We start from the raw sequence: 17,190 nt of genomic DNA on the forward strand, positions 1-17,190 counted from the left end.
AACGGGCCCGGCCCGCATGAGACCCGGTCGAGCCGGTTACACGTACCGGGAGCCGCCCGTAAACTGATCTCCTCCAACATCACCCCTGACCTGTGTGAACGCGGCCCTCGGGCCGAATCGGTACCGTTGGGAGCGACCCCGTGTTCTACTACGTCCTCAAGTACGTGCTGTTGGGGCCCCTGTTGAGAGTGCTCTTCAAGCCTCGCATCGAGGGCCTCGACCACGTCCCGGCCACCGGCGCCGCCATCATCGCCGGCAACCACCTCTCCTTCTCGGACCACTTCCTGATGCCCGCCATCCTCAAGCGGCGCATCACGTTCCTGGCGAAGAAGGAGTACTTCACCGGCCCCGGCATCAAGGGCCGCCTCACCGCGGCGTTCTTCCGCAGCGCGGGCCAGATCCCGGTCGACCGCACGGGCAAGGAGGCGGGGCAGGCCGCCATCCGCGAGGGCCTCGGGGTGCTCTCCAAGGACGAACTGCTCGGCATCTATCCGGAGGGCACCCGCTCGCACGACGGGCGGCTCTACAAGGGCAAGGTGGGGGTCGCGGTGATGGCCCTCAAGTCCGGCGCCCCGGTGATCCCGTGCGCGATGATCGGCACCTTCGAGGCGCAGCCGCCGGGGAAGGTCATCCCCAACGTCCACCCGGTGGCGATCCGGTTCGGCGAGCCCCTGGAGTTCTCCCGCTACGCCGGGATGGAGGACGAGAAGGCGATCCTGCGCGCCGTCACCGACGAGATCATGTACGCCATCCTGTCGCTGTCCGAGCAGGAGTACGTCGACGAGTACGCGGCGGTGGCGAAGGCGCAGCAGGCGCAGGAGCCGGAACGGCGTTTCCCGCGGCTGCCGTTGGGCTGAGCGGGCGCGAACGGCGAAGGGGGCGACCGGAGTTCCGGTCGCCCCCTCCTCATGTGCCGTCGCCGGGTTACGGCTTGGGCGTGGCGTGCGGGGCGCAGGTGACGTCGGCCGCGTCGAGCCCGCCGGTGAGCAGGTAGGTGTCCACCCGCTGGTTGATGCAGGTGTTGACCAGTCCGGTCACGCCGTGGGAGCCCGCGTCCTTCTCGGTGATCAGGCGGGAGCCCTTGAAGCGCTGGTGCAGGCTGACGGCGCCCGCGTACGGGGTGGCGGCGTCGTTGGTGGACTGCACGATGAGGACCGGCGGCAGGTCCTTGTGGCTGGTGACCTCGACCGGGGTGCGCTGCTTGACCGGCCAGGTCGCGCAGGGCAGGTTCATCCAGGCGTTGGCCCAGGTCATGAACGGGTAGTTCTTGTGCAGCGCGGTGTTGTCGCGGTCCCACTTCTGCCAGCTGGTGGGCCACTTGGCGTCGGTGCACTCGACGGCCGTGTAGACGGCGTTGCCGTTCTCCGCGGAGATGTTGCCCGCGGTGTCCGACATGTCGGGGGCGGCGGCGTCGATCAGCGCCTGGGTGTCACCGGCGACGTACTTGCTGAAGACGGTGGCGATCGGCACCCAGGACGAGTCGTAGTACGGCGCGCTCTGGAAGAAGCTGATCAGTTCGGCCGGTCCGACGACCCCGCCGAGCGGGGCCTTCTTGGCCTTGGCGCGCAGGTCGAGCCACTTGGCCTGGACGGCGGCGCGGGTGGTGCCGAGGTGGAAGGCGGCGTCGTTGGCGGCGACCCAGTCCTGCCACTCCTTCCAGCGGCCCTCGAAGGCGACGTCCTGGTCCAGGTTGGCCTGGTACCAGACCTTCTCGCGCGACGGGTTGACGACGCTGTCGACGACCATGCGGCGCAGGTGGCCCGGGAACATCGTGCCGTAGACGGCGCCGATGTAGGTGCCGTAGGAGACGCCCAGGTAGTTGAGCTTCTTCTCGCCGAGGGCGGCGCGGATCACGTCGAGGTCGCGCACGGTGTTCGGCGTGGTCATCTGGGCCAGCGTCTGCCTGCCGGTGCGCTCGGCGCAGCCCTTGGCGTAGGCGGCGGCCAGCTTCCGCTGGACGCGCTTGTCGGCCTCGGAGTCCGGCACCGGGTCGAGCTTGGGCGCCTTGACGAACTCCTGCGGGTCCTGGCAGGAGATGGGCGCGGAGTGGCCGACGCCGCGCGGGTCGAAGCCGACGAAGTCGTACGCCTTGGCGACGTTCGCCCAGACCGGGTTCTTGTTGGTGACCCGGGTCGGGAAGCGCAGGCCCGAACCGCCGGGGCCGCCGGGGTTGTAGACGATCGCGCCCTGGCGCTCGGCCTTGGTGCCGGTGTTGCCGATGTGGTCGACGGCGAGCTTGATCTGCTTGCCGTAGGGCTTGGCGTAGTCGAGCGGGACGCTGACCCAGCCGCACTGGATGGGGGCCGCCAGGCCCCAGTCGGCGGGGCAGTCCTGCCAGTCGACACCGGCCTTGGCGGCCCGGTCCGCCGCGATGGCAGCGCCGCGCGCCTCACGGTCCTGGCCGTGCCGGGTCCCGGCGCTGGCCGACGGTGCGGCGACGGCGCCGGCTATCAGCGCGGCCGTGACGAACACGCCGGCGGAACCGAGCGCAGCCGCCCGCCTGTTCGTTCCGATACCCCTCAAGTGGGACCTCCCCGTACATCGTTTCGAATCGGTACGGGGGATCCTCGCTGCTGTGAGCGCGCTGAGAACAGGGGGCGTTGACCTTCTTTGCCAATCCGATAGCCGGAATGTGATGTCCCGCTGAGCGGTCAGCCGATCGCGGTGAGCGCCTCGTCCAGCACCCGGCGCAGCAGCCGCGCGTCGGCCGCGACGGCGGTCACCAGCACGGCGGGCCCGGCCAGCGGCACCAGGGTGGCACCGCCCCCGAGCAGCCGCGCCCGCGGCGCCGCCGACTCGAACTCGGGCCGCACCACGAGCAGTTGTCCGACCGCCCGGCGGCCGCCGAGCACGGCGGGGCCGTCCCAGCCGCCGGGGGCGCCGGGGCCGCAGGCCAGCTCCTGGTCGAGGACCAGCCGTCCGCCGCTGCGCAGCACCAGACGGCTGGTGAGCCGCCCCGGCTCCTCGCCGTACCGGCCGAGCACCTGCTCCTCGCGCAGGGTCACCCGGGCCCCGGGGGCCGCCTCCACCCGCGTCGTGACCCGCAGATCGCTGCCCGCCGCCGAGATCAACTGCTCCGGGAGCCAGACCAGTTCGCCGTCGTCCTCGATGTCGAGGCGGACGTCGTAGTGGGCCTCGCCCTTGGCCTGGCCGGGCAGCGCGATGGTGGCCGCGGCGGAGGAGACCCGCAGCCGGGCGCCGGGTTCGACGGTGGCCCGCACCGCGAACCGGTCGCCGCCGAGCGGGCCGCTCATCGCGCCGACGAGCACCACCCGCGCCTCGGCCGCGCCGCCCCGGGTGCGCCGGGGTGCCAGCGGCCCCTCGCCCTCCAGGACCGGCAGGCTCGTGCCGCCCCGGCCGTCGCGCCGGGCGACGATCCGGGCGGTGGCGCGGACGCCGTGCGTCCTCACGCGGTCCACTCGGCGAGCCGCCCGCGCACCCAGGCCGCGACGTCGGCGACGCCGTCCCCGGCACGCAACGACTGGAGGACGACGGGGAGTTCACCGCGCTGCGCCTTGGCGTCGGCGGCCATCCGCGCGAGGTCGGAGCCGACGTACGGGGCGAGGTCGGTCTTGTTGACGACGAGGAGGTCGGCGGTGGTGACGCCGGGGCCGCCCTTGCGCGGGATGTCGTCGCCGCCCGCCACGTCGATCACGAAGACCTGGGCGTCGACGAGGCCCTTGGAGAAGGTGGCGGTGAGGTTGTCGCCGCCGGACTCGACGAGGATCAGGTCCAGCGGGCCGACCTCGTCCTCCAGGTCCTCGACGGCTTCGAGGTTGGCGGAGATGTCGTCCCGGATCGCGGTGTGCGGGCAGGCCCCGGTCTCCACCGCGCTGATCCGCTCGGGCGGCAGCACGGCCTCGCGGAGCAGGAACTCGGCGTCCTCGCGGGTGTAGATGTCGTTGGTGACGACGGCCAGGGAGAGTTCGTCGCGCAGCGCCCGGCAGAGCGCGGCGACGGTCGCCGTCTTCCCCGATCCGACCGGTCCGCCGAGTCCGACGCGCAGGGCGCGCCTGGTCCCGTCGGGGCGCCGGGCGTCGGCGCCGACGGCCGGGGCGCCGTGGTGGGTGTGGTCGAGATGCATGTACGGCTCCTTGAGTGCTCCGTGCCCGGGGGCGGCAGCCCCCTGGCTCACGACGCGAACAGGCGCACCGCCCAGTCGGCGTGCGCCTCCGCGCCGATCTCCGACAGCGGGGCGGACGCGGCGGGCAGGACGTCCACGCCCTGCCCGACGGCCCGCCCGGCCGCCTCGGCGGCGAGGTCCGCGACCCGGTCGACGTCCGGCGCGAGCCGGGCCAGGACCCCCGTCGCGTCGAACGGGTCGAGGCTCAGCAGCCGCACCGTCGCCGACGCGGGCCCGCTCACGCTCTCGTAGGCCGCGCAGTAGGCGGCGTCGAGGGCGCCGAGCCCGGTGGCCCGCGCGGTGAGCCCCAGCACCACCGGCTGATGCGCTCCCTTGGGGAACTTCCGTGCCAGCGCGTCGAGTTCGGTGCTCGGCCAGGTGGCGCGCGCGGCCCGGGTCAGCTGCCGGCCCAGTTTGCGGGCGGCCGTCCGCAGCGCGGGCGACGGGGTGCGCGCGTCCGCCGCCGCGTCCAACTCCACGACGTCCAGGCCGAGACAGGCCGCCGCGGCGAGGGAGGCGGCGACCAGTCCTGTGGTGTGCAGCCGTCCCCGGCAGAACTCCGCCAGGGTCGCGGCGCCGGTGATCCGGCCGTCCCCCACGGCGGCCTCGGCGCCGCCGGAGTGCGCGTGCCCTCCGGCGGGGAACCGGCCGTCGGCCAGGAGCAGCAGTGCCGACCTGGACATCAGAAGAGGAAGTAACGCTGGGCCATGGGCAGTTCGGCGGCGGGTGCCGCCTCGACCAGTTCGCCGTCGATGTGCACGGCGAAGCTGTCCGGGTCGATCCGCACCTCGGGCCGGGCGTCGTTCTCCCGCATGTCGGCCTTGGTCACCGCCCGGGTGGACTCGATGGCGACGAACCGCTTGCCGAGCCGCAGCCGCTCCGGCAGACCGTCCTCGACGGCGAGCGGCGCGACGAAGTTGACCGAGTTGGCGGCGGGCGCCCGCCCGGTCGCGCCGAACATCGGGCGCGGCAGGATCGGCTGCGGGGTCGGGATGGAGGCGTTGGCGTCGCCCATCTGCGCGTAGGCGATCTGGCCGCCCTTGAGCACCAGCAGGGGCTTGACGCCGAAGAACGCGGGCTCCCAGAGCACCAGGTCGGCGAGTTTCCCGGTCTCCACCGAGCCGATCTCCCGGGCGAGGCCCTGCGCGAGGGCCGGGTTGATCGTGTACTTGGCGACGTAGCGGCGCACCCGGTGGTTGTCGGCGCGGCCGTCGCCCGGCAGGGCGCCCCGGCGGCGCTTCATCACGTGGGCGGTCTGCCAGGTGCGCAGGATCACCTCTCCGACCCGACCCATGGCCTGCGAGTCGGAGGAGATGATCGAGATGGCGCCCAGGTCGTGCAGGACGTCCTCGGCACCGATGGTCGAGGGCCGGATGCGGGACTCCGCGAACGCGAGGTCCTCGGGGACGGCCGGGTTCAGGTGGTGGCAGACCATCAGCATGTCGAGGTGTTCCTCGGCGGTGTTGACGGTGTACGGCCGGGTCGGGTTGGTGGAGCTGGGCAGGACGTGCGGCTCGGAGACGACGGTCATGATGTCCGGCGCGTGCCCGCCGCCCGCGCCCTCGGTGTGGTACGCGTGGATGCCCCGGCCGCCGATCGCGGCGAGGGTGTCCCCGACGAAACCGGCCTCGTTCAGGGTGTCGGTGTGGATCGCGACCTGGACGCCGGTCAGGTCGGCGGCGGTGAGGGCCGCGTCGATGACGGCGGGGGTGGAGCCCCAGTCCTCGTGCAGCTTGAGACCGAGGGCGCCGCCGCGGATCTGGGAGAGCATCGCCTGCTGGGAGACGGTGTTGCCCTTGCCGAGGAGGCCGATGTTGAGGGGGTGGCCGTCCATCGCCTCCAGCATCCGGGCCAGGTGCCAAGGGCCGGGCGTCACGGTGGTCGCCTTGGAGCCCTCGGCGGGCCCGGTGCCGCCGCCGACGAGGGTGGTGACCCCGGAGGCGAGCGCCTCGTCGGCGACCTGCGGGCAGATGAAGTGCACGTGCGCGTCGACGGCCCCGGCCGTGAGGATGCGGCCGTTGCCCGCGATGATCTCGGTCTCCGGACCGATCACCAGCTCCGGGTGGACGCCGTCCATGGTGTCGGGGTTGCCCGCCTTGCCGATGCCGGTGATCCGGCCGTCGCGGATGCCGACGTCGGCCTTGACGACGCCCCAGTGGTCGATGACCACGGCGCCGGTGACGACGGTGTCCGGGGCGCCGTCCGCGCGGGTGGCGAGCGACTGGCCCATGGACTCGCGGACGACCTTGCCGCCACCGAAGACGGCCTCGTCACCGGCGCGGCCGGGGCCGCCGGAGCGGTCCTCCTCGATCTCGACGAGCAGATCGGTGTCGGCGAGCCGGATCCGGTCGCCGGTGGTGGGGCCGAAGAGGTCGGCGTAGGCGGCGCGGGAGATCTCAGGCATCGAGGGCACCTCCGGTCTCCCCGCGCAGTCCGGGCACGATCCGGGCCCCGGCGAGGGGGACGAGTTCGACGTCGACGGGGATGCCGGGCTCGAAGCGGACCGAGGTGCCCGCGCTGACGTTCAGGCGCTTGCCGCGGGCCGCCGCGCGGTCGAAGTCCAGACCGGGGTTGGCCTCGGCGAAGTGGTAGTGAGAGCCGACCTGGACGGGCCGGTCGGCGGCGTTCAGGACGGTGAGCGCGGTGACCTCGCGGCCCTCGTTGTAGACGACCGGGTCGTCCTCGAACAGGATCTCTCCGGGAATCACGGGCGCCCCCTCAGACGATCGGGTCGTGGACGGTGACGAGCTTGGTGCCGTCCGGGAAGGTCGCCTCGACCTGGACGTCGTGGATCATCTCGGGGACGCCGTCCATGACGTCCTCCCGGGTGAGCAGGGTGCGGCCGGAGGCCATCAGCTCCGCGACGGTCCGGCCGTCGCGGGCGCCCTCCAGGATGTGGGAGGTGAGGAGCGCGACCGTCTCCGGGTGGTTGAGCCGCAGCCCGCGGTCCCTGCGCTTCTGTGCCACGTCGGCCGCCACGTGGATCAGCAGCCTCTCCTGCTCGTGCGGGGTCAGTTGCACGTCACACCTCACAGTCCTCGTTCCGGACCGGCGGGGCCCGGAGTGCCGCGGCCACGGGGCGACGTCCCTGGTGGCGTGGGTCGGCAGGCTAGTCGGGCGGGGTTTCGAACACGTTAACCCCGCGGTGATCCCACGACCCGGCCCGGGGCGGCTTCCCGCGGCCCGCGGGCGACCGTATACGGCCGGGTGGGACGGGAACCGCGCGGCGGGTTCAGGGGCCGCGGTGCTCGGCCGCGACGCCGTGGCGCCGGTGCTCGCGCGGGGCGGCCTCGCGGACCCCGGCGACCGCGCCGACCGCGCCCACGACGGGGCCCTCCGCGGCGGCGTCCAGCGCGGCGAGCCGCTCCAGGTCGGCGGCGGAGACCAAGGCGACCAGGGGCTTCCCGTGCCGCGTCACGACCACGCGCTCGCCGCCGTACACCACCCGATTGATCAGGTCGGCCAGCTCGGCCCTGGCTTGGGTCACGGGAATCTCGTAGGCCATGTCCCCACCTTACGGCCGTCTCCGGAGCCCGTCCGGGGTGACATCGGCGTTCCCCGGCACGGGAGTTGACGGGTGGTGATGTCCCCGGAACCCCGTCCCCGCGACTGTACGTCCTGTACGTTTTCAAGGAGAGCGCCGCTCCCGGAAGCCGGCTCCCACCCTGGAGGGGTCCGCCATGGCCCGACCGCCCGAACTCCCGCCGCTGCCCGCGCTGACCCGCGCCGAGGGCGAGCTGATCGACCGCTACCTCGACGCCGTCGACCTGCTCGGCCGGATCAACCCCGGCCGGGACGGTTCCACCTACGCCGGACTCAGGGCGGCCCAGGCCCTGGTGGCGCGGGCCACCGAACTGCGCGACGCGCTCGCGACGATGCACGGGCGGGGCGAGAGCGAACTGCACGCGCCGACCCTCGCGCGCGCCCTGCGGGCGCTCGACGGTGAACGGCGCACCGCGCGCGTCACCCTGCCTCCCGCCGACGGGAATTGACGTACACCCATGCGGTGTCCAGGGCGCGCTCGAAACGGACCGAACGACTTACCCCCATTCGAAGGACTCATGACTGCTCATCAGGGACCTCGCGGTTGCGCATGGCGCCTACCGCACGGCGGGGAAAGCGCGTTCCGTCGCTGGTCCGGGCCTCCCCCGCACCCTCGGAAGCGGTGCGCGGCGCCGGGTGTCCACCCGATCGGGCGAGTGGTGAGGAACAACACAAATACCCGGTTCCATTGGGATTTTCAGACATCCGTGCGCCAAGATCCCTGACTGACGACAAGCCCCCGCCGCAGCGGCGGGGCGATCCGGGCGGACGCCGAGTCCTGCCGCCGCCCGGATGACCGGTCGACAGGAGTGGATCGGCAGGAGTGGAGGACCCGAGCACGACGGGTCGCCGGGACGGTCACGCCATGACCGGGTCCGAGCAGCCCTTGGGGTGAAGCCGCGACCACGCGGCCGGGCAACTTCGCCAGCCCGAATCCGACAGGTCATCCTTCACAGGCGGCTGACGAAGGGTTGCGCATGACTGCGCTCAATCGTGTCCCGTCGCTCATGGTCAGGGCCGGTACGGCCTCGGCCCTCACGATCGCCGCCGTCGGCGGGTCGGTCGTGGTCCCCGGTGTGGCCTCGTCCGCGGCGGCCGCCACGCCGGCGACGAAGGCACTCCAGGTGGCGGCCTCCAAGAAGGGCTCCCCCTACCGGTACGGCGCCATCGGACCCGGCCGTTTCGACTGCTCCGGGCTCACGTTGTACTCGTTCAAGAAGGCGGGCAAGAGCCTGCCGAGGACGGCCGCCCAGCAGTACAACAAGACCCACCACGTCTCGTCCAAGAGCCGCAAGGCCGGGGATCTCGTGTTCTTCCACTCCGGTTCCAGCGTCTACCACGTCGGCATCTACGCGGGCAAGGGAAAGATCTGGCACGCCCCGAAGACCGGGGACGTGGTGCGGCTGCAGAAGATCTGGACCAAGAGCGTCTGGTACGGCCGGGTCAGCTGACCCGCGCGCGAGGGCACTGGTGGCCCGCCGTCGCCGTCTGGGGCCCGTCCCGGCCCCGCGGCGGCGGCACGGCCCTCCTGGGGCCCGCCGTCACCGTCCACGGGCGGCTACGGCTCCCGCAGGCCCGCCCGGGAGACCGGGCGGGCCTCGACGGTCCACGGCAGCTCGATCGAGACGGTCTTGCCGCCCTCCCTGGTGGGCCGCACCCGCACCCGGCCGCCGCACTCGGCGGTCAGCCAGCGGATGATCACCATGCCCCGCCCGTTGTCCTGCTGCACGGCGGCGGGCAGCCGCTTCGGAAACCGCGGATGGCTGTCGGTGACCCCGATGCGCAGGTGCTCGTGACGCTCCAGCTCCATCCCCACGGTGAAGGTCGGCGACTGGCCGAAGGTGTGCTGGACGGCGTTGGTCGCCAGTTCGGAGACGATCAGACGGATGGTGTCGACGGCGTCGCTGTCGACCGCGAGCCCCCACTCGACGAGGGTCGACACCACGTAGCCGCGGGCCGCGGAGACCGAGCCGGGCTCGCTCGGCAGAGTGACGGATGCTTCCAGGTGGTCTGCCATGGCGACGTCGTCCCTTTCCCTCGGGACCGAGAGTCCGACATGGAACGGATGGTTCGAGTACGGTCCCGGACTGGTGGTTCGCCGCCAGACTGCCACTGCCGCACCCGTCCCGGCTGGCGATCCACCAAGATATGCATATATCTGTCGCTCAAAGCGGTGAACTCTACGACGCGAGACCGTATTTGGGCGGCCCGGAGGGAGTAGGGAGTACCCCATGCAACATGGTCCCGCGGTGCGCCGCCGGAAACTCGGCGCGGAACTGCGCACCCTGCGCACGGTCGCGGGGTTCACGAGCGGCGAGGCCGCCCGCATCGTGGGATGGCACCAGTCGAAAGTCAGCCGGATCGAGACCGGCGCCAGTGGGGTGAAACAGGCCGATGTGCGGTTACTGCTGGACGCGTACCGGGTCGCCGATCCCCAACAGCGCGAACTGCTCCTGGTGCTGGCGGGCGGCGACGAGGGCGGCGGGGGCGGACACCACTGGTGGCACGCGTACCGCGGGGTGCTTCCGCCGACGTACCGCGACTTCATCAGCCTGGAGTCGCAGGCGAGTGCCATGGCCACGCTGGAGACCTCCGTGGTGCCGGGGCTGCTCCAGACCCCGGAGTACGCACGGGCGGTGACCAGCGCCGCCGTCGGCGGACTCGACGACGAACGGCTCGACGCGCTGGTCGCGGTGCGGGTGGCGCGGCAGGAAGTGCTGCGCGCGCAGGAGCCGTTGCGGCTCAGCGCCGTGCTGGACGAGGCGGTGCTGCGCCGGGAGATCGGCGGCCCCGGCGTGATGGTCCGCCAGCTCCAGAGGCTCATCGAGGCGGCGCGCCTTCCCCAAGTGCGGCTCCAGGTACTGCCGTTCACTGCCGGGGCGCATGTGGGCGTGACCGGCCCTTTCGTTATCTTCTCATTTTCGAGCACTTCTGATCTGGACGTGGTGGTGCTCGACCACTTGACGAGTAGCCTCTATCTCGAACGGAAAGAAGACCTCCGGGCCTACACCGAGGCCTTCACCACCCTTCAGATCCGCGCCCTCTCGCCCGAGGACTCGTTGGATTACATCGCCGGGATGGCTGACGGCGCGTAAGGAGGCACCATGTCAGTACTGCCTCGGAACGTACCGCGCACCACCGAACTGCACGGTGTGCGCTGGCTGCGCAGCAGCTACAGCACGGGAGCGAACAACTGCGTCGAGACGGCCCTGCCGCGCTCCGGCCGCTGCGCCGGACTGCTCGCCGTCCGCGACTCCAAGGAACCGGCCGGGCCCGCGCTCCTGTTCTCCCCCGGGAGCTGGGCGCGGTTCACGGCCGCGTTCCGGGTCTGAGCGGAGGCACCACGCCCGAGCCGACCCGTACGTCCTGAGCAGTTTTGATTGGTTCAGCTAGGACTCCACCCGATCTGTTCGCACCTGCGCGAGTCTGATCAATTCCATCGCGGACGGAGCACGGCCGTGTCACGCCGACTCATGGTCGTGTACCGCCGATCACCCGTACAGCGCGTTCGATCTGTTCCCCGGAGAGGTCCGCACGGGCCGTCAGCCTGAGCCGGGAGACGCCGTCGGGCACGGAAGGAGGACGGAAGCACCCCACGGCCACTCCCGCGCCGCGGCACCCGGCCGTCCAGCGCACGGCCGCCTCCGGGGACGGAGCGCGTACGGAGACCACCGCGGCGTCCGGGCGCACCGCCTCGTGCCCCGCGGCGGTCAGCCGTGCGTACAGCTCCGCCGCGACCCGCCGGGCCCGCTCGGCGCGCCCCGGTTCCCGGCCGAGCAGCCGCAGCGCCGCCAGGGCCCCGCCGACGGCGGCGGGCGCGAGACCGGTGTCGAAGATGAACGTCCGTGCCGCGTTGACCAGATGGTCGATCACCCGGGCCGGTCCGAGCACCACCCCGCCCTGGCTGCCGAGCGCCTTGGAGAGCGTCGCCGTCACCACGACGTCGTCGGCGCCCGCGAGCCCCGCCGCCCACCCGGCGCCCCGGCCGCCGTCCCCGAGGACGCCGAGCCCGTGCGCGTCGTCGGCCAGCAGCCCCGCCCCCGACTCCCGGCAGACCTCGGCGAGCCGGGCCAGCGGGGCGGCGTCGCCGTCGACCGAGAAGACCGTGTCGGAGACCACCAGCGCGGGCCCCCGGTGGCCGCGCAGCGCCTTGCGCACCGCCTCCGGGTCGCGGTGCGCGACGATCTGCCGCTCGGCGCGGGCCAGTCGGCAGCCGTCGATCAGCGAGGCGTGGTTGCCCGCGTCGGAGACCAGCAGGGAGCCGTGCGGGGCCAGCGCGGTGACCGCGGCGAGGTTGGCCGTGTAGCCGGAGGAGAGGACGAGCGCCGCCTCGAACCCGCAGAAGGCGGCGAGTTCGCGCTCCAGCTCCGCGTGCAGCTCGGTGTCCCCGGTGACCAGCCGGGACCCGGTCGAACCCGCGCCCCAGACACGGGCCGCGCGGGCGGCGCCCTCGACGACCTCGGGGTGGTGGGCCAGGCCCAGGTAGTCGTTGCCCGCCAGGTCCAGCAGCGGGGAGTCCGCGGGACGCGGACGCAGCGTCCGGACGAGCCCGGCGCGGCGACGCAGCTCCGCCTGCTCGTCGATCCAGCCGAACGCCGCCATGGCTCCTCCGGGACTTTTTGTAGGCAGTGGACAGACACTAGCCGTCGGGTCGACGGCGCAGGATGTGGCCATACCCACACGTCGAAGGGGCTCTGTTGTATGAAGCCTCCTTTGCCTGGGTGGGTCGGGTAGGCAAGGATCGGCTCCCATGGACCTGCTGAACACGCTGGTGGACAAGGGGCTTCGGCGCGAGCTGCCGACCCGCGAGGAAGCGCTGGCCGTCCTCGCCACTTCCGACGACGACGTGCTGGACGTGGTGGCCGCGGCCGGCCGGGTGCGGCGGCAGTGGTTCGGCCGACGGGTGAAACTCAACTACCTCGTCAACCTGAAGTCCGGGCTCTGCCCCGAGGACTGCTCCTACTGCTCCCAGCGGCTCGGCTCCCGGGCCGACATCCTCAAGTACACCTGGCTCAAGCCCGACGAGGCGTCCCGGGCGGCCGCGGCGGGGCTCGCGGGCGGCGCCAAGCGGGTCTGCCTGGTGGCGAGCGGGCGCGGTCCGACCGACCGCGACGTGGACCGGGTCTCCCGGACCATCAAGGCGATCAAGGACGAGAACGAGGGCGTCGAGGTGTGCGCCTGCCTCGGCCTGCTCTCCGACGGCCAGGCCGAGCGGCTGCGCGACGCGGGCGCCGACGCCTACAACCACAACCTCAACACGTCCGAGGCGACGTACGGGGAGATCACCACCACGCACACCTACGCCGACCGCGTCGACACCGTCCGCAAGGCGCACGCGGCCGGTCTCTCGCCGTGCTCCGGTCTGATCGCGGGCATGGGCGAGACGGACGAGGACCTGGTCGACGTCGTCCTCGCGCTGCGCGCCCTCGACCCGGACTCGGTCCCGGTCAACTTCCTCATCCCGATGGAGGGCACCCCGCTCGCCCAGGAGTGGCACCTCACCCCGCAGCGCTGCCTGCGCGTGCTGGCGATGGTGCGGTTCGTCTGCCCGGACGTCGAGGTGCGGATCGCGGGCGGCCGTGAGGTGCACCTGCGCACGCTCCAGCCGCTGGCGCTGCACCTGGCCAACTCGATCTTCCTCGGCGACTACCTGACCAGCGAGGGCCAGGCGGGACAGGCCGACCTCGACATGATCGCGGACGCCGGGTTCGAGGTGGAGGGCTCCGACGAGGTGACGCTCCCCGGCCACCGGTCGCGCGCGTCCGTGACCGGCTGCGGCCCGGCCGCCGGGTCCGCGGAGGATGCCGGGTGCGGGTCGCACGCGGGGTCCGCGGGGGACGCGGGGTGCGGGTCGCACACGGGCGGTGGGTGCGGGTCGCACGCCGGTGCCGGCTGCGGGTCGCCGGGGGACGGTGGCGCGGACGCGGTCTGCGGGACGGTGCCGGTGACGGCGTCCGGGGAGGCCGGGACGGGGGCGGCGGTGCCCGCGTCCGGGAAGGTTCCCGGTGAGGCGCGGACCGACCTGGTGGCCGTCCGGCGACGCGGCGCGGGGACGGACATCGCGCCCAATGCCTGAACGGACGGTGTCTGGACAGGAGTTGCCCGACGGGGGCTCGTCCGGAGGGGACGTGCTCGACGGGAGCGCGCCTGGAACCGGGATCGGCGTCACCGGCGCCGGAGTTGCGGTGGCCGGGTCCCAAGCCCGGCTCTCCGTGCCCGAGTTGCTGGAGCTGGACCGGCGGCACGTGTGGCACCCGTACGGGCCGATGCCCGGCCGGAACGAACCGCTCGTCGTGGAGTCGGCGAGCGGGGTGCGGCTGCGGCTGGCCGACGGCGCGGGCGAACTGGTCGACGGGATGGCGTCCTGGTGGTCGGCGATCCACGGCTACAACCACCCGGTGCTGAACGAGGCGGCCCGCGCGCAGCTCGGCCGGATGAGCCACGTCATGTTCGGCGGGCTCACCCACGAGCCCGCCGTACGGCTGGCGAAGCTCCTGGTCGAGCTGTCGCCCGAAGGTCTCGAGCACGTCTTCCTGGCCGACTCCGGTTCGGTCTCGGTCGAGGTCGCCGTCAAGATGTGCCTCCAGTACTGGCGTTCGCTGGGCCGTCCGGGCAAGCACCGGCTGCTGACCTGGCGCGGCGGCTACCACGGGGACACCTGGCAGCCGATGTCGGTGTGCGACCCCGAGGGCGGGATGCACGACCTGTGGAACGCGGCGCCCGGGGTGCTGCCCCGGCAGGTCTTCGTGCGGGAGCCGCCCACCGCGTACGACGAGGGGTACGCCGAGCTGCTGCGGACGGAGATCGCGCGGCACGCCGACGAGCTGGCCGCGGTGATCGTGGAGCCGGTGGTGCAGGGCGCGGGCGGGATGCGGTTCCACTCCCCCGCCTATCTGCGGGTGCTGCGCGAGGCGTGCGACGCGCACGACGTGCTGCTGGTGTTCGACGAGATCGCCACCGGGTTCGGTCGCACGGGCGCGCTGTTCGCGGCCGACCACGCGGCGGTGACACCGGACGTGATGTGCGTCGGCAAGGCGCTGACCGGCGGCTGTCTGACGATGGCGGCGACCCTGTGCACCCCGCGGGTGGCCGACGGCATCTCGCGCGGTGAGGTGCCGGTCCTCGCCCACGGGCCGACGTTCATGGGCAACCCGCTGGCCGCGGCCGTCGCCTGCGCCTCGATCGAGCTGCTGGTCGGCCAGGACTGGCGGGCCGAGGTGACGCGGATCGGGACGGGACTGCGGGACGGGCTCGCCCCCGCGCGGGAACTGCCCGGGGTGCGGGACGTGCGGGTCCTCGGCGCGATCGGGGTGGTGCAGCTGGACCACCCCGTGGACATGGCGGCCGCGACCCGGGCCGCCGTCCGGGAGGGCGTGTGGCTGCGGCCGTTCCGCGACCTCGTCTACACGATGCCGCCGTACGTCACCGACGACGCGGACGTGGCACGGATCGCCCGCGCGGTGTGCGCGGCGGCGCGGGAGGGATGACATGACGGTCCTGGTGATCACGGGGACGGGCACGGAGGTCGGCAAGACGGTCGCGACCGCCGCCGTGGCGGCCGCGGCCCTGGCGACCGGCCGCACGGTGGCCGTCCTGAAGGCGGCGCAGACCGGTGTCCTGCCGCACGAGCCGGGGGACGCGGCGGAGGTGGCGCGGCTCGCGGGCGGCCTCACGACCGCCGAACTCGCCCGCTACCCCGACCCGTTGGCACCGGCCACGGCGGCGCGGCTGGCCGGTCGGGCGCCGGTGCGCCCGGGGGAGGTCGCGGAGGCCGCCGCGAAGCTCGCCACCGAGCACGACCTGGTGCTGGTGGAGGGGGCGGGCGGCCTGCTGGTCCGGTTGGACGTGGACGGCGGCACGCTGGCCGACGCGGCGGGCCTGCTGGCCGCGCCGGTGCTCGTGGTGGCGACGGCGGGCCTCGGCACGCTCAACACCACGGAGCTGACGGCCCGTGAACTCCGTTCGCGCGGGCTGGAGTCGGCGGGAGTGCTGATCGGGAGCTGGCCCGGCTCCCCCGATCTGGCGACGCGCTGCAACGTGCGGGACCTGCCGGAGGTGTCGGGCGCCCCGCTGCTCGGCGCGCTCCCGGCCGGCGCGGGATCCCTGCCCCCCGCCGACTTCCGCGCCGGGGCACCGACATGGCTGGCCCCGCGCCTGCACGGCACCTGGGACGCGGCGGCCTTCACCGCCCGCGAGTCCCGCTGACGCAGGGGACGTGACGAGGAGGACGTGACGGTGGGGCGCGTGGCACCGTCGCGGGTCTCCCGTCCCGGCCAACGGGGCGCTACGGCCCGGGAGTTCAGACCGTCCAGCCGCGCAGTTCCTCGGCGATGTCATGGACGGACGCCTCGCCGCTCTTGACCAGCCGGGCCAGTTCGCGGACCTGGACGGGCGAGGTCGCCACCTTCAGGCCGCTGGCGACCAGGTAGGCGTAGGCGACGGCGGACGCGAACAGCGCGTTGGAGCGCTCCAGCGCCGGTACGTGGACCAGGAGTTGGAGCAGGGCGGCGGCGCGGGCGTGCGGGGTGTCGTAGACGGGGACGTCGAATATCTCGGCCTCGTGCCGCGCGACGGCCGCGACGAGGGCGCCCCAGTCGGAGACCTGGGGGTCGCCCGGCGTCTTCTGTTCGGCGAGCATGAGGAGCCAGGCGAGGTCGATGCTGAGGCGGCTCAAGGGATCAGCGGCGACCTTCGCGAGGGCCCCGCGCGCCGGAACCCCTGCCCTCGGCCTCGGCGCCGAACTCCTCGGCGAGGACGGACTCGTACTGCTTCATGAAGTCGGCCGCGGCCTGCACGAAGGTGTGGCCGACCTCGCCGGTGTCCTGTCTGACCAGTTCCTCGATGTACCGGTTGACGCTGATGCCGCGGGAGAGCGCGCGCTCACGGGCGGCACGGGCCGTGCCCTCGTCCACCCGGACGTTCAGCTGGGTCTTCGCCATGCCTCGAAGCTAGCGCGGAAACGCTAGCGGCGGCAAGACGCGGACCGGGACGCCGGTGGGGAGACGCGATCGGGAGCGGCCGGCGCGGCCAGGCTGTCCGGATGGTGGAATTCCGGGTGCGGGGGCGGCGGGCGGTGCTGGGATCACCGTATGAGCGCATCGCACATCCGGGCCGCCGGGTCCGCCGATCTGGACACCGTGCTGGCCTTCTGGCGGACCGCCGCCGAGGGGACGAGCATCAGCGACGACCGGGCGGGGGTCGAGCGGCTGGTGGAGCGCGACCCCGGGGCACTGCTCCTGGCGGAGCGGGACGGCGCACTGCTCGGCACGGTGATCGCCGGGTTCGACGGCTGGCGCTGCCACCTGTACCGGCTCGCGGTGCATCCGCGGCATCGCCGTCAGGGCATCGGGACGGCGCTGCTCGCGGCGGCGGAGGAACGGTTCGTCGCACTCGGGGGCCGCCGGGCCGACGCCATGGTCCTGACCGGCAACGAGCGCGGCAGGCTCACCTGGGACGCCGCCGGGTACGGGCCCGAGGAGCAGTGGCGGCGCTGGGTGAAGCCGCTCACCGGCTGAACCGCCGCC

21 protein-coding genes and 1 riboswitch are annotated in these 17,190 nt (G+C 73.1%); of the genes, 9 read left to right on the forward strand and 12 right to left on the reverse strand.

Going from position 1 to position 17,190, the window contains the following annotated elements; genetic code table 11:
• Nucleotides 1-140 precede the first annotated feature (140 nt).
• Entirely contained in the window at nt 141-857 is a 717-nt protein-coding gene (locus GA0115242_RS03175; protein WP_093824248.1) for a lysophospholipid acyltransferase family protein, read from the forward strand.
• A gap of 67 nt (nt 858-924) precedes the next feature.
• On the opposite strand, the gene GA0115242_RS03180 is transcribed toward GA0115242_RS03175, so the two are convergent.
• From GA0115242_RS03180 to GA0115242_RS03215, 8 genes are all read right to left on the reverse strand, one after another.
• A complete protein-coding gene (locus GA0115242_RS03180; RefSeq protein ID WP_093824250.1) occupies nt 925-2,523 on the reverse strand; it encodes an alpha/beta hydrolase in 1,599 nt (532 codons plus the stop codon).
• Between the two features lie 128 nt (nt 2,524-2,651).
• Entirely contained in the window at nt 2,652-3,410 is a 759-nt protein-coding gene (locus GA0115242_RS03185; protein WP_093824531.1) for an urease accessory protein UreD, read from the reverse strand.
• Nucleotides 3,407-4,084, reverse strand: a complete 678-nt coding sequence (gene ureG, locus GA0115242_RS03190) for an urease accessory protein UreG (RefSeq protein ID WP_093824252.1) — start codon at nt 4,082-4,084, stop codon at nt 3,407-3,409. The genes GA0115242_RS03185 and ureG overlap by 4 nt, the downstream gene beginning before the upstream one ends.
• A 47-nt stretch (nt 4,085-4,131) precedes the next feature.
• Nucleotides 4,132-4,806, reverse strand: a complete 675-nt coding sequence (locus GA0115242_RS03195; RefSeq protein WP_093824254.1) for an urease accessory protein UreF — start codon at nt 4,804-4,806, stop codon at nt 4,132-4,134.
• Nucleotides 4,806-6,527, reverse strand: a complete 1,722-nt coding sequence (locus tag GA0115242_RS03200) for an urease subunit alpha (protein ID WP_093824256.1) — start codon at nt 6,525-6,527, stop codon at nt 4,806-4,808. The genes GA0115242_RS03195 and GA0115242_RS03200 overlap by 1 nt, the downstream gene beginning before the upstream one ends.
• Nucleotides 6,520-6,831: an urease subunit beta gene (locus tag GA0115242_RS03205; protein ID WP_093824258.1), complete on the reverse strand. Its 312-nt coding sequence runs from the start codon at nt 6,829-6,831 to the stop codon at nt 6,520-6,522. The genes GA0115242_RS03200 and GA0115242_RS03205 overlap by 8 nt, the downstream gene beginning before the upstream one ends.
• 10 nt (nt 6,832-6,841) lie before the next feature.
• Complete coding sequence (locus GA0115242_RS03210) at nt 6,842-7,144, reverse strand: urease subunit gamma (RefSeq protein ID WP_093824260.1); 303 nt, start codon at nt 7,142-7,144, stop codon at nt 6,842-6,844.
• Nucleotides 7,145-7,355: 211 nt separating this feature from the next.
• Nucleotides 7,356-7,628, reverse strand: coding sequence for a type II toxin-antitoxin system Phd/YefM family antitoxin (locus GA0115242_RS03215; RefSeq protein WP_093824262.1), 273 nt, complete (start codon nt 7,626-7,628; stop codon nt 7,356-7,358).
• A 175-nt stretch (nt 7,629-7,803) separates the two neighbouring features.
• On the opposite strand from GA0115242_RS03215, the gene GA0115242_RS03220 reads away from it, so the two are divergent.
• Nucleotides 7,804-8,115: a hypothetical protein gene (locus GA0115242_RS03220; RefSeq protein ID WP_093824264.1), complete on the forward strand. Its 312-nt coding sequence runs from the start codon at nt 7,804-7,806 to the stop codon at nt 8,113-8,115.
• Between the two features lie 310 nt (nt 8,116-8,425).
• A riboswitch (cyclic di-AMP (ydaO/yuaA leader) is annotated at nt 8,426-8,640 on the forward strand.
• A 3-nt stretch (nt 8,641-8,643) separates the two neighbouring features.
• Nucleotides 8,644-9,117, forward strand: a complete 474-nt coding sequence (locus tag GA0115242_RS03225) for a C40 family peptidase (RefSeq protein WP_093824266.1) — start codon at nt 8,644-8,646, stop codon at nt 9,115-9,117.
• 107 nt (nt 9,118-9,224) lie between these two features.
• Here the strand turns inward: GA0115242_RS03225 and GA0115242_RS03230 are convergent, their stop codons facing one another.
• A complete protein-coding gene (locus GA0115242_RS03230; RefSeq protein WP_093824268.1) occupies nt 9,225-9,683 on the reverse strand; it encodes an ATP-binding protein in 459 nt (152 codons plus the stop codon).
• Between the two features lie 214 nt (nt 9,684-9,897).
• On the opposite strand from GA0115242_RS03230, the gene GA0115242_RS03235 reads away from it, so the two are divergent.
• Nucleotides 9,898-10,761 (forward strand): helix-turn-helix domain-containing protein, encoded by an 864-nt coding sequence (locus GA0115242_RS03235; protein WP_093824270.1) that lies wholly within the window; start codon nt 9,898-9,900, stop codon nt 10,759-10,761.
• 9 nt (nt 10,762-10,770) lie between these two features.
• On the forward strand, nt 10,771-10,998 hold the full coding sequence (locus GA0115242_RS03240; RefSeq protein ID WP_093824272.1) for a DUF397 domain-containing protein: 228 nt from the start codon (nt 10,771-10,773) through the stop codon (nt 10,996-10,998).
• Between the two features lie 139 nt (nt 10,999-11,137).
• On the opposite strand, the gene GA0115242_RS03245 is transcribed toward GA0115242_RS03240, so the two are convergent.
• On the reverse strand, nt 11,138-12,268 hold the full coding sequence (locus GA0115242_RS03245; protein WP_093824274.1) for an 8-amino-7-oxononanoate synthase: 1,131 nt from the start codon (nt 12,266-12,268) through the stop codon (nt 11,138-11,140).
• 148 nt (nt 12,269-12,416) lie between these two features.
• Here GA0115242_RS03245 and bioB point away from each other — a divergent pair, with 148 nt between their 5' ends.
• From bioB to bioD, 3 genes are all read left to right on the forward strand, one after another.
• Entirely contained in the window at nt 12,417-13,742 is a 1,326-nt protein-coding gene (bioB, locus tag GA0115242_RS03250; protein WP_093824276.1) for a biotin synthase BioB, read from the forward strand.
• 136 nt (nt 13,743-13,878) lie between these two features.
• Nucleotides 13,879-15,153 carry an adenosylmethionine--8-amino-7-oxononanoate transaminase gene (locus GA0115242_RS03255; protein WP_093824533.1) on the forward strand — a complete coding sequence of 425 codons (1,275 nt, stop codon included), beginning with the start codon at nt 13,879-13,881 and terminating at the stop codon, nt 15,151-15,153.
• A 1-nt stretch (nt 15,154) separates the two neighbouring features.
• Nucleotides 15,155-15,871, forward strand: coding sequence for a dethiobiotin synthase (bioD, locus tag GA0115242_RS03260; RefSeq protein WP_093824278.1), 717 nt, complete (start codon nt 15,155-15,157; stop codon nt 15,869-15,871).
• Nucleotides 15,872-15,965: 94 nt separating this feature from the next.
• Here bioD and GA0115242_RS03265 read toward each other — a convergent pair whose 3' ends face one another.
• The gene (locus GA0115242_RS03265) at nt 15,966-16,340 is read right to left on the reverse strand and encodes a fic family toxin-antitoxin system, toxin component (protein ID WP_093824280.1); all 375 of its coding nucleotides are present in this window, start codon (nt 16,338-16,340) and stop codon (nt 15,966-15,968) included.
• A gap of 4 nt (nt 16,341-16,344) precedes the next feature.
• Entirely contained in the window at nt 16,345-16,605 is a 261-nt protein-coding gene (locus tag GA0115242_RS03270) for a toxin-antitoxin system HicB family antitoxin (RefSeq protein ID WP_093824282.1), read from the reverse strand.
• A gap of 150 nt (nt 16,606-16,755) precedes the next feature.
• On the opposite strand from GA0115242_RS03270, the gene GA0115242_RS03275 reads away from it, so the two are divergent.
• Nucleotides 16,756-17,181 carry a GNAT family N-acetyltransferase gene (locus tag GA0115242_RS03275; protein WP_093824284.1) on the forward strand — a complete coding sequence of 142 codons (426 nt, stop codon included), beginning with the start codon at nt 16,756-16,758 and terminating at the stop codon, nt 17,179-17,181.
• Nucleotides 17,182-17,190: the final 9 nt, after the last annotated feature.

This window comes from Streptomyces sp. SolWspMP-5a-2, assembly GCF_900091845.1.
Taxonomy (GTDB): Bacteria; Actinomycetota; Actinomycetes; order Streptomycetales; family Streptomycetaceae; genus Streptomyces; species Streptomyces doudnae.